The organism is Pleurocapsa sp. PCC 7319 (assembly GCF_000332195.1).
GTDB lineage: Bacteria > Cyanobacteriota > Cyanobacteriia > Cyanobacteriales > Xenococcaceae > Waterburya.
The window spans coordinates 4,521,163-4,533,717 of record NZ_KB235922.1; the positions used below are offsets into that span (position 1 = coordinate 4,521,163).

Below are 12,555 nucleotides of genomic sequence, written 5' to 3' on the forward strand. Positions count from 1 at the left end.
TCTAGATAATTATCTATTGAACAGCAAATAGATGTCTTAAAGAAATTATTAGATTCATATTAGCTAGCGATCGCTAATAGTGCAGTTTTCCTTTTATTAATGAGCTAAAAAATCTCTTGAAGTATTTTTACCGATTAATATAAGCTATTTTGAGCTGACAGATAATTCATATTTACTGTTTGGCTTTTTGAGATGTTGAAAAAATAACTGTAAATACCCACAAAAAAGATTATTATAGATCCTAATTTTGCTAATAGCATAGGAATGTTTTTATGGTTCAAATATGAGCCATACAGGGAATTCAATCTCTCGCTATCTCGAATTTTTAACAAATTGTCTTTGACGTTCGAGTCTTTAGTTTACTTGGTGGTTTACTAAGATTCATCTGAAAAAATCAAAATTTTGATTTTTGGTTTTGATTTTTGGCTGAACTTAGCGTTTCTAAAAACTATACAAAATTCAAGACTAGTATTGTCATGATTAATGTTCTCATAGCTGACGATCAAAATTTTGTTCGTAAAACTTTAGAATCATACTTAGAATCAGAATCAGACCTTAATATAATTGGTTTTGCTGAAAATGGAAAAGCAGCAATCGATCAAGTTGAAAGTCTCCGACCCGATGTAGTTTTAATGGACATTGAAATGCCTGTGATGGATGGTCTGGCTGCTACTAAAACCATTGTCGAAAAATTCACTGAAACTAAAGTTTTAATGCTAACTATCCATGACCGAGAGCAGGATATCGCTAGTGCCATCAAGCTAGGAGCTAAGGGCTATTGGCTGAAAAATACAACGGCCAAAGAATTAGCTGATGCCATTCGCTATGTTCACAAAGGTTATTTCCAGTTGACTTTAGAATTGGTAGAAAAACACTTTAGTAAAGCTTCCATGCCAAATATTTTATTACAAGAAGATTTGGAATTAACTATTAATAAACTCAACATTGTCGACACAGTTTTAGCCAAAATAGAACACAAAATTGGTCCTATTAAAGAATTGAATCCCCAGAAATTAAACGAAACTATTGAAGATATTGTTAAACAAGAAGTCGAACAAAAAATTACTGTTGTTAAAGAATTATCACCCCTGAAATTAAATGAAACTATCAAAAATATTGTCAAACAAGAAATGATTATCCAAAAAGAGAGAGAGGCCAATTTTCAATTCAGGTTAGATCGCATGAAACATCAGTTAAATTCCCTGGAGAAGAGTACTAATTTTGTGGTCAAATTACAATTTGTTTTTAATCTCGTTTTATTCATTACTATTCTTATTTTCGGCTACTTTCTGTTCCTCAACTGATTTGGCGATTGTCCGAAGGGCAGTGGCAAAGCCAATCGCATGATTGCCGTGCGCGACGCGGAGCTAGTCCTTTAGGGCAGAGCCCAATCGCCGATTATTGCTAAACACAAGTTCGACGAAACCAAAATAATCGCGAACACCAGAAGTTAGGAGTCAGGAGTTAAGTAAAAAGTAACGAGTAACAAACTCGCATCTTATGGGTTATAGGTTAAATTTCCTCGATTACTCCTTCTGCTTGATTAGCGATCGCTTTTAATTCGGCAATCATTTGTTGACTGACGTTTTGCCATAATCCCCGTTGATGAGCCTCTAGTAGTCTTTCCGACATATCCCGCAATGCCCAAGGATTTTTCGTTTGGACAAATTGCTGTACTTGTTCGTCAAAGATATAGGCTTGGGCAACTCCTTCATACATATGATCGGCGACGCAATTTGCCGTAGCATCGTAGGCGAATAAGTAATCTACTGTTGCAGCCATTTCAAATGCACCTTTATAACCATGACGCATAACACCTTTAATCCACTTGGGATTAATGACTCGCGATCGATATACTCTCGCTATTTCTTCCGTTAGCTTTCGTACTTTAGGATTACTTGGTTGAGAATTATCTCCAAAATAAACTTCAGGGTTTTTTCCTGTTAGGCTACGTACTGCAGCAGTCATACCACCTTGGAATTGGTAGTAATCGTCAGAGTCGAGTAAGTCATGTTCGCGGTTATCTTGATTGTGCAGTACTATCTGCAACTGTCTTAAGCGACGTTGAAAAGATTCAGGGACAGCATAACCTTGACCTGTACCATCATAAGCATAGGAACTCCAATTAAGATATGCTCTTGCTAAATCCTCATCACTCTGCCAATTTTGAGCTTCAATCAAACCTTGCATTCCTGCACCATATGCACCAGGTTTAGATCCAAACACTCGATAACTGGCTCTTTGTTGCGCTGTTTCTCGATCTAATCCTCGCTTTTCCCATAACTGCTGTTCTCTTTGCACTTCCGCAGCTAAAGGATTAACTTCGGAAGTTTCTGGCAAGCTGGCAACTGTTTGAGTTATTTTATTTAACAAATTAATGATGTTGAGAAAAGAGTCTCGGAAAAAGCCTGATATCCTCACTGTTACATCTACACGGGGGCGATTCAATAAAGAGATCGGTAACACTTCAAAGTCAACTACCCTACGGGACATTCCATCCCACACTGGTCTTGCTCCCATTAACGCCATCACTTGAGCAATATCATCACCACCAGTACGCATGGTTGATGTTCCCCAAATAGAAATAGCTAAAGATTGAGGATACTCACCGTTTTCTTGAGTATAACGTTCAATTAAAGTTTCTGCTGCCTTACTACCCACTTCCCAAGCGGTTTCTGTGGGAATACCTCTAATATCTACTGAATAAAAGTTACGTCCTGTGGGCAATACTTCTGGTCTACCTCTAGTTGGTGCGCCTGATGCCCCACTGGGTATATATTTACCGTCTAAAGCCTGGAGTAAATTAGTAATTTCGCGATCGCTTTTGATTAAATTTGGTAGTAGGGTTTCTTCGATCCACTGGAGTTGTATTTGGGTTAATGGTAAATGATTGATGGTAGATGGTTGATTGCTGAGGAGATTATCTACCAATTTCATCGCAATTTCTTCGAGGATGGCAATTGCATCTCCTTTATTTCTGGCTTGCTTAAATTGCTGTACATAATTATTTTTCCAACTTTTCAGATCCAGAAAGGGCTGTTCGCGTTCGCGTAGCGTCTCCGAAGGAGATACAGCCCCTACCTCAAATTCGCCGTCTGCACCTAATAATGGATCAAAATCTAAATCAAAATCTTTAGCCAAAGCCTGGGTCAGACCAATACGACCATAACTGGGCGATCGCGCGATCGCAATTATTAAATCTCGCAGTTGTTCTCCTTGGGGACATTGACCAAAGATATGTAAACCATCGCGTATTTGGGCTTCTTTGAGTTCGCAAAGATAACCATCGGCAACGGAAAGGAATTGAGCCAATGTTTGAGTATCCGTGGGATTGATACCCAGATCCCGATCTAACTTTTCTTGCTGAACTAATTTGGTAATGCGATCGCTAATAATATCCAGTCGAGTCGGATCTAAACTTTGGGCTTCGTAATATTCATCAATCAAGGCTTCTAATTTTTCTAAACCGCCATACAATTCTGCACGGGTTAGAGGTGGAGTGAGATGATCGATAATTACGGCTTGCGATCGCCTTTTTGCCTGAGAACCTTCCCCAGGATCGTTAACAATAAAAGGATAGATATTGGGAATAGTTTGTAGCGCAACTTCAGGATAACAATTAGCTGATAAAGCCAAACTCTTGCCTGGGAGCCATTCTAAATTGCCGTGCTTTCCGACATGGACGATCGCCTGTACCTGGAAACAACTTCTCAGCCAATGGTAATAGGCTAAATATTCATGGGTCGGTTCTAGATCGGGTGCATGATAATTTAAACTCGGATCGCGATCATATCCTCGTGATGGCTGAATCCCAACAAAGACATTACCTAACTGAATACCTGGAATCTGTATGGATATTTGGTTGAATACCGCTAATCCCTGTAAGGGCGAATCGCGATTCGCCCCTACCCCCCATCTTTCAGTTATTTCTTGTTGAATTGTTTCAGGTAATGTCTGCCAATACTTTTGATATTCATCTAAAGGTAAACTTTGATAACTGGGACGAGTATTGCAACTTTCAGGATCATTGGTAATTCCTGTAGTCAGCCGTTGAATTAATTCATCTCCTGTAGTGGGAATATCAGTAACTGTATATCCTGACTGCTGTAAAGCTTGAAGAATTTTGATACAGCTTGCGGGAGTATCTAAACCAACTCCATTGGCAATTCTGCCGTCTTTATTGGGGTAGTTAGCTAAAATTAAGGCTACTTTACGATCTTCTGGAGGTGTATTTGCTAAGTTAATCCAATTAGCTGCGGAGTCGGCGACAAAATCTAGGCGATCGCTTTGGGGCTGATAAACAACTACATTGGTTTCTAGCTTTTCATTCCAAGTTTGTACCGATTTAAAGGAAATAGCACGAGTAATAATTCTGCCATCTACTTCGGGCAAAGCTACATTCATTGCTACATCTCTGGGCATTAATCCTTGTAGACTAGATTCCCATTGTTCTTGAGTACTACTACTCAAAATCACCTGTAAGACGGGAATATTTAATTGTTGCCAAAACTTAAGCTGAGATGATTCGCCAATTTTTGCTAGAGAAAAACTGGTGGTATTGAGCAGTACTCTAATCGAGTTTTTTTGAAGTAAAGCTAACAGTTGTTGCTGTATTTCTATATTTCTTAATGAAGAGATAAATATCGGTAGTGGTTGGAGATTCTTGGCTACTATGGTTTGGCATAAAAGATCAATTGGTCGAGTATTACCCGCTAAATAATGAGAACGATAAAAAAGTATTCCACAACAGTTTTCAATTGGAGACGTAAATGTATAATTGTGATTAATATTTTTCTCCCTACTATCCAAATTAGTACGAATACTATTTGCTTCTGAATCTTGCCATTGATAAACATCTATTTCTAGAATAGATTTTGGGGCGGCTGGTTGGTATTTTGTTTGTAAACAAGTATCACTAATAAAGCGAAAAGCATTAGCAAAGTTTTCGCTTCCTCCTTCAATCAAATAACGCCATAATTGGTTGACTGCTGCCAAAGAAACTGTTGAGTGACTAATTAGATCTAGATCGGGAGCAGTGTCTCCTGGTAATACAAATAAAGCCGCACCATTCGACTCAATAGTTTCTTTAATTCTTTCTAAGCCATAAGACCAATAGGCACTTCCTCCCAGCAAACGTAACACAATTATTTGTGCTTTAGACAACACTGTTTCTAGGTATGTATCTATACTTAATTGTTGTTGTAGATTCAATAAGTTGACTACTCTAATCTCAGGAAAATTATTGCCCAAAAGTAGTTGTGCAGCGGCAATAGTTTGAATATCTGTATCAGCATAGGTTAAAAAAACAATCGGAGCAGGAGACTGTTCAATAAAAATTACTCCTTCTGTATTTGGATTCCAACCTCCAGGCAATGCAGCTAATTTATGCATAGTTAGATCTATCTAATCTTGAGAAATAATTACGGTTTAGATTAAGTTCAGAAAAATAAGTCAAGCTGGTTAAAGAGGAAAAAGCTGTATTTTTTTGCTGTTTTTAAATTGTGCGAAACTCTTCGACTTCTTTAGTTTTAAGAAGAATTGTTAATCATCAAGTTTGGCTAAACCTAGTTGAACTTTGGTTGGCAATGGCTAAAACAGAAGATAAAACTCTGTTAGCTACTGAGGATACACTATTAAAGCTGACAAATAATGACAACAATATTCATCTAAATAAACAATTAGAAACAGACAAGTTTTTTTTATTAATAACATCAAAACTTAATGCATTGTTACGCAGGGAAAAAACAGTAGAATCCCAAAAATATCAGATCACGATCGCTTTTGATCGCCTAAGTATAGTCGAAGAGCTAATTCAGCTAAGTTATCAAAATAAATGGGAAGTTAATGTTCTTAAATACTTGCAGACCGAGTTCCTGGCTAAATTATCCTCAGATCTCGATGATTCCTCGGAATTTATCGTCAAAGTAGTTGAATTGCTAATAAATGAAGCAGATCAAACAGAACACCATTACAACTATTACCCTAGTCCACCGATGGATAAAATACTACACTATCAAGTGGAACAAGAACGCATCTTTGATCGAATCAAAATTCAAATTAGCCAAAATTTAAATTTATCGGAAATTATTCAAACAGCTATTAATCATGGCTGTAGATTCTTAGAATTAGACCGATTGCTAATTTATCAATTAGATGTTCCTCTTCAGTCTCATATTTATGATTCAGAGAAATCTCAACTGATAGATACAGTAACTTTCGAGGCTAAAAAGAATGAGAATATTGTCTCTACTCTGGATTTTCAAGATGAAATTTGTCAGCACCAATTTTCTAAGTGTAAAAATAAATATCAACAAAAATTCAGTTTAGTTATTAATGATGTAGAAGTAGCTTCTAATCTTAACCCTTGTTTACAATCCTTAATGCGAAAATTGGAAGTCAAAGCTAAAGCAGTTATCCCAATTAATGTAGAGGATAAATTATGGGGATTGATAATTGCTCATCAGTGTCATAAACCGAGACAATGGCATCATCAAGATATTCAGTTTTTACGCCAGATAGCTGAATATTTAGCGATCGCAATTCATCACAATCAATCTTATCAGCAACTACAACAGCAAAAATTACTCCTGGAAAAACAAGTTAAAACTCAAGCGCAACAAATCAAAGATGCACTAATAGCGGCGGAAGCTGCTAGTAAGTCTAAACATGAGTTTTTGGGAAGTATGAGCCATGAACTACGCACCCCCTTGACTTGTGTAATTGGTTTATCTAGTACTTTACTCCAATGGTCGTCTACTAAGGAGAGAGTAACTTTATCTCCAGAAAAGCAACAGCAATATCTCCACTTAATTCAACAAAGTGGAAAGCATCTATTAGCATTAATCAACAATATTCTTGAGTTTTCGGAAGTAGAATCTGGCAAACATTTATTAAATATCAAGCAAATATCTTTGACTGAGGTAACTAAACAATCATTACAAATACTACAAGAAACAGCAATAGCTAAGCAAATTATACTCAGTTCTGAAATTAGACTAGAAAACGAACAAGACTTCTTTTATGCAGATCAGATACGTTTAAAAGAAATTTTATTTAATTTGTTAAGTAATGGCATTAAGTTTACTCCCGAGCAAGGAACAGTCATTCTCCGAGTATGGCGTGAAAAACGTCAGGTGGTTTTCCAAGTTGAAGACACAGGTATTGGAATTGCCCCAGCCGAAATACCACTATTATTTGAGAAATTTAAACAACTAGAAAATTTTCGTCAGCGTACCCATGGTGGTACTGGTCTAGGGCTAGCTTTAACTAAAAAGTTGGTCGAATTACATGGTGGCATGATTGAAGTAGAATCAGCTTTAGGACAAGGAACAATATTTACGGTTTATTTCCCGGAAAAAACTCCCTTTAAGGCTAGTGCAACCAGAAAATTGCCTGCTTATCCTCAAGTTCCCTTGGGTTCTAAAACAATTATGCTAATTACAGAAGATGAAGAACACGCTACCTTTATCTGCCAGTTATTAACTACGATTGAATACCAAGTGATTTGGCTAATGGATGCTGCTATGGCAGTTAATCAAATTGAACTCTTACAGCCTAGTGCGATCATCATTGATCGGGACTGTTCAGAAATTGAAGTCAAAACTGTTGCTAAAGCAATTAACCATAAACATCTCCTGAATAATACTAGTTTAGTTTTATTGAGTGACTCTCTTAACAATCATGAATGGCAGAGGTTCTCTAGATATGGAGTTAATGACTATCTATTAAAGTCGATGAACCCGACTCAAATAATTAATAAAATGAACAATCTCATTAAAACTGAAAGTAGTTACATAGAATATCAAGATAATCAGGGTTAATTTGGTTTTGATTAACTACAGTTAGCAGAAATGTGAGGTGTACGAGTATCAATATTATCTGTAGGATAGGCAGTTAAAATTACCTCACCTGATTCTGTTACCATAACCCCTCTGGCGGGAGTAATATCTCCAATGCCAGTAGAAATAGGCTTGATATCTAGATACTGAGTTTGTTCGTTTTGAGTACCAGTTTGCCCATTTACCAATATAGAGTCGGCAATAAACGGCTCTATTGGTTCGGCAGGAACACCACCCTGGCCTTTAATCGTTAAACCACCAGACTGTCCGGCAACGCGATCGCTCCGACAGGCTTGAGCAGTTGTTTGTTCCGGTTGCACTATATTTTGCGGAGTTTCTACGAATTACGGCTTATCCCAGACTACTGAGTAACGCCAAAACAAGTGTCTCCTTATTTTTGGAGTCTTCAAGGAATTTGTATAAATCTTTTTTACTTGTGAAAAGTTAAGATATTCGTCAGTGCGAAGATGTTCTCTCATCGCCTCTACTGCTTCTGGAGAAGGTTGGATATGTTGATTTTTAGTTGCTAAAAACCACCAGTTTTGGGGAATAGCAATCAGATCGATTAATGTATCTTGAATATTGTGATGTTTTAATAAGTCTAAAATAATTAGTACACCTCCAGGTTTAAGAGAAGCCTTTAATTTAGGAAGTAAATCTTCTAAAGTCAGATGGTGTACTGTAGCTATTGAGGCGATCGCATCGAAATGAGCTGGAGGAAATTGCCACTGAGAAATATCCGCAACTTGGAAGTCAATGTTAGTGAAACCTGTCGATCTTTGTTCGGCGACCTCAATACTTTTGGGAGATAAATCGATAGCCACAACTTCATCGGTATATCGGGCAAGAAGCCTTGAAAATTTACCAACACCACAACCGAGGTCAAGCACTGTATGACATTCACCAGGTAACTGTTTAATTAAAAACTGATGGTAGTGATTATTGTGATCCCATTCATTTTGATCGTACAAAGCAAGACGATCAAAATCATCCTGAATTTTTTGAGTGAGATTTTTATTCAATTTTTTAATAAAACGTTACTTTTCTTATAAAAAATACGTTAAATTCTAATATATGGCTTCAAAATTTTCTCAGTTTACTGTTAAATTTGAGCGGCTTTACTATCCTTTAATTTTTTTAGTCTATAGGATATGAAAGCTTTAAATTGGTTGCCATCATGTTCTCATATTCTTTATATTTCGTAATTTTTTAACCTCTTTACCACTATGTCAATGAATTCAATTTTAACCAAAGTTTTTCGTCCTAATGTGACGCCTAATTTTTGGAATCAAACTTCCTGGGCAATACTTAGAGCTGTTGTCGGAATTATGATGATTCATAATGGTCTTGACAAACTATCTAATATTGAAAGTTTTGCACAAGCTTACGTTGCTTATATGGGGCTACCATTTCCCATCTTTTTGAGTTATGTTGCTGCTTTTACTGAGCTTATTGGAGCACCACTATTAATTATTGGTCTGATCACAAGACCTGCTGCTTTAGGATTATTTGCTACGATGTGCGTAGCTATGTACCATCATGTATTGGTTGCTGGGTTTAGTATTCCTTATCTGGAATTATCTGCCATATATGCCGCGTGTTTTTTGTTCTTTTTAATTAATGGTGCTGGTTTATTTTCTAGTGATGCTTTGATTACAAATTGGCTGGATAAATCTGCTCTGTCTGCCCAAGCAAAGAAAATTATGCTGTTGGAAAAAAGTTTCAATTCTGCGGAAGCACCCAAAACTGTAAAAAAATAATAGCCAAATTTATTTTGATTATTCAATTTATATCTAATGAACTATCAAATTATATATTTACCTAAAGTTGTTGATAGTTAATTTAGAGTTCAGCTTAATACTAGTGATCGTCATATTTGATTAAGACGGTCATTTTTTTTGTAATGAAGCAAGAAACTCAAGTTCGCTCTGCTAATCCAGATGATGTATCTTTAATTTATTCATTTATTAAAAAAAAGTCGGAGTTTGATCGTAGTGTCGGAGCTTATTCAGGAACAATTCAAGTTACTGAAGCGAAAATACAGCAAACTCTTTTTTGTTCCAATCCTTTTGCTTATGTTCTCTTTGCAGAAAGTTCTCAAGGTGCTATTGGTTTGGCTTTGTATGGATTTAGATATTCTTCTTTTGCTGGGCAACCGAGTATTTGGCTTGACGATTTATACGTAGATGAAACTATGAGAAGTAAAGGTGCAGGAGCTTTGTTGATGAATCAATTACAGCACATTGCTCTAGAGAATAATTGCACTCATCTTGCCTGGACTGCGGATGCCCGAAATACACGCGGACTAAAATTTTATCGTCGTTTAGGTGCAGAAATTATTGACCAAAAAGGCGATCGCTGTTTTTTCCAATGGACTCCACAGGTAATCAATCATGAATAATCAACAATCTGCAATTAAGCAAAAACTGGCTTTAATGCAATTATCTGACTCGTTCTTTCCTTCTGGCTCTTATACTCTCTCACATGGGTTAGAATCGTTTGTCCAACAGCATAAAATACAACAGACTGAAGATTTAATAGCGTTTTTACAAATACTCCTGCACAATAAAATTGCTACTTGCGATTTGGTAGCCTTGATTCATGCCTATCGTGCAAGTGCAGCAAATGACCTGGAAATGGTCAAGCAAGTTGATGCTCAATTATTTACTCAAACTTTGATTGCCACTACTCGCAAAACCCAACGTCAAAGTGGACGAGCATTATTGATGGTAGCGCAGTCTACTTGGCATCATCAACAATTGGAACTTTTGGAGTATGACCGTCTCGTAAATCAATTTTATTGTTTACATCCCGTTGTCTTTGGAGTGGTGGGAAACATCGCTGGTTTAAACGAAATAGATACATCGTTGGCTTTTTTACATGGTTTTGTTAGCGGTTTGATGGGTGCCGCAATTCGCCTAGGGATTTTAGGACACCTGCAAGCACAGCAAATATTACTCCAACTAGCACCAGATATTGAAGCAGCTTATTATACTGCATTTAACATGAGATTAGATGAGATGTGGTCTTGTACACCGGCGATCGATTTAGCACAGATGCGCCATCCGAGATTAATGAGTCGTTTGTTTGCTAGTTGACCCATACTTCTTGAATAAGTGTCTTTAACAATTACTTAAGTAGGTGGAAAGCGCGAAATATACCTGTGGATTTTCCGGAATTTAATTTAAAACAACCAAATGTAAAAATCTAGTTAGTTATTTTTTCCAAAAATGTATTCTATTTAACTATTGTCATACTGTTAATTTAACTAAAAAAATAGTTCCAAGAATTTTGTACATTTAAGCAGATTAATGGCGATCGCAAATCATAATAAGATCTTCTAAACTAAATAATCTCGATACAGTAAAGAATAATCTATAACTCTTTGATGATAATCGATTGAGACTATAAATGCCTGAAGAATACTAACCATAGTAATTTAACTATGAAAGCTGAGTTGTTAGATGTTTAATCTTATTTTTTAACACTAAAATCTTTATATTTTATGAGATAAACATGAGTATTTATACCCTAGTCTTCTATTTTTTGACAGTAAGATCTAGGTTTTTTTAAAGTTTTGTAAATACAATTTATGACCATAATTTTGTTACTAGAATGTCACTTTTTCTTGTTTATACTGTTACCAAGATAAGTTAAGAAAAAGACATCCTATGAATATCAATAAGCGTTTTCACAGATTGACCATTGTTGATAAGCGTTATAAAATACGCCAGCTTTTTGAAGTTAAAACTGATAACTCTACTGTAAAATTTTCTAAAAAAGCTGACCGTTTAAAAGTTTTTGACGAGAAACAAGATCAAGCAGCTTAATCGTCTCTAAATCAAACCTTCTTCAACAACACTTTCCTGCTAATTCCCTTAACTGGAGTTTAAACTTATTAAATAAAGAATAAATTTATTTCTTTGTTTATTTCAAGTTTGGACTCCATTGTTTGTTTGAAATATTTGGTTCTAAACTAAAGTATATTAATTAACGCGAGAAACGCTATAAATCTGACTATTACTAATTATTCAAACTTTGATTACCATTTCAGGAATTTTGTACATTTCAGCAGATTAATGGCGATCGCAAATCAAGATAATTTCTAATAAACTGAACGACCTGAATGAAGAGAAAACAATCTAAAACTCTTTGATGACAATCGATTGAGACTATAAATACCTAAAAATTATTGACGACAACAATTTAAATACGAAAGCTGAGTTTTTAAATGCTAAATCTTACTTCTTAACAATAAAATCTTGGTAATCAATGAGATGCAAATGAGTATTTATACCCGAATATTCTATTTTTTAAAAATAATATTTGGTTATCTTTAAAGTTTTGTAAATACAATTTATAACTATAATTTTGTCACTAGAATGTCACTTTTTTTTGTTTATACTGTTACCAAGATAAGTTAAGGAAAAGACATCCTATGAATATCAATAAGCGTTTCCACAGATTGACTATTGTTGATAAGCGTTACAAAATACGCCAGCTTTTTGAAGTCAAAACTGATAACTCTACTGTAAAATTTTCTAAAAAAGCTGACCGTTTAAAAGTTTTTGATGAGAAACAAGATCAAGCAGCTTGATCATCTCTAAATCCAACCTTCTTCAACAACACTTTCCTGCTAATTCCCTTAACTGGAGTTTAAGCTTATTAAATAAAGAATGAATTTATTTCTTTGTTTATTTCAAGTTTAGACTCCTTT

At 35.7% G+C, this 12,555-nt stretch carries 10 protein-coding genes; 7 read left to right on the top strand and 3 right to left on the bottom strand.

Going from position 1 to position 12,555, the window contains the following annotated elements; genetic code table 11:
* Positions 1–476: 476 nt before the first annotated feature.
* Positions 477–1,304, top strand: coding sequence for a response regulator transcription factor (locus PLEUR7319_RS38515; RefSeq protein ID WP_144054374.1), 828 nt, complete (start codon positions 477–479; stop codon positions 1,302–1,304).
* Positions 1,305–1,512: 208 nt separating this feature from the next.
* On the opposite strand, the gene cobN is transcribed toward PLEUR7319_RS38515, so the two are convergent.
* Positions 1,513–5,391 carry a cobaltochelatase subunit CobN gene (cobN, locus tag PLEUR7319_RS0124630; RefSeq protein WP_019507895.1) on the bottom strand — a complete coding sequence of 1,293 codons (3,879 nt, stop codon included), beginning with the start codon at positions 5,389–5,391 and terminating at the stop codon, positions 1,513–1,515.
* Positions 5,392–5,501: 110 nt separating this feature from the next.
* Here cobN and PLEUR7319_RS0124635 point away from each other — a divergent pair, with 110 nt between their 5' ends.
* A complete protein-coding gene (locus tag PLEUR7319_RS0124635) occupies positions 5,502–7,820 on the top strand; it encodes an ATP-binding protein (protein ID WP_019507896.1) in 2,319 nt (772 codons plus the stop codon).
* An 11-nt stretch (positions 7,821–7,831) separates the two neighbouring features.
* Here the strand turns inward: PLEUR7319_RS0124635 and PLEUR7319_RS0124640 are convergent, their stop codons facing one another.
* Together PLEUR7319_RS0124640 and PLEUR7319_RS0124645 are read right to left on the bottom strand one after the other, a co-directional pair.
* A complete protein-coding gene (locus PLEUR7319_RS0124640; protein ID WP_019507897.1) occupies positions 7,832–8,158 on the bottom strand; it encodes a hypothetical protein in 327 nt (108 codons plus the stop codon).
* A 24-nt stretch (positions 8,159–8,182) separates the two neighbouring features.
* Positions 8,183–8,860, bottom strand: a complete 678-nt coding sequence (locus tag PLEUR7319_RS0124645; protein ID WP_019507898.1) for a bifunctional 2-polyprenyl-6-hydroxyphenol methylase/3-demethylubiquinol 3-O-methyltransferase UbiG — start codon at positions 8,858–8,860, stop codon at positions 8,183–8,185.
* A 204-nt stretch (positions 8,861–9,064) separates the two neighbouring features.
* Between PLEUR7319_RS0124645 and PLEUR7319_RS0124650 the strand changes: the two genes are divergently transcribed.
* From PLEUR7319_RS0124650 to PLEUR7319_RS41445, 5 genes are all read left to right on the top strand, one after another.
* On the top strand, positions 9,065–9,598 hold the full coding sequence (locus PLEUR7319_RS0124650) for a DoxX family membrane protein (RefSeq protein ID WP_026102759.1): 534 nt from the start codon (positions 9,065–9,067) through the stop codon (positions 9,596–9,598).
* Positions 9,599–9,741: 143 nt separating this feature from the next.
* Entirely contained in the window at positions 9,742–10,239 is a 498-nt protein-coding gene (locus PLEUR7319_RS0124655) for a GNAT family N-acetyltransferase (protein ID WP_019507900.1), read from the top strand.
* Entirely contained in the window at positions 10,232–10,936 is a 705-nt protein-coding gene (locus PLEUR7319_RS0124660; RefSeq protein WP_019507901.1) for an urease accessory protein UreF, read from the top strand. Before PLEUR7319_RS0124655 ends, PLEUR7319_RS0124660 begins: the two co-directional genes overlap by 8 nt.
* Before the next feature lie 573 nt (positions 10,937–11,509).
* Positions 11,510–11,668 carry a hypothetical protein gene (locus PLEUR7319_RS41440; RefSeq protein WP_019507902.1) on the top strand — a complete coding sequence of 53 codons (159 nt, stop codon included), beginning with the start codon at positions 11,510–11,512 and terminating at the stop codon, positions 11,666–11,668.
* Positions 11,669–12,276: 608 nt separating this feature from the next.
* Positions 12,277–12,435 carry a hypothetical protein gene (locus PLEUR7319_RS41445; RefSeq protein ID WP_019507902.1) on the top strand — a complete coding sequence of 53 codons (159 nt, stop codon included), beginning with the start codon at positions 12,277–12,279 and terminating at the stop codon, positions 12,433–12,435.
* Positions 12,436–12,555: the final 120 nt, after the last annotated feature.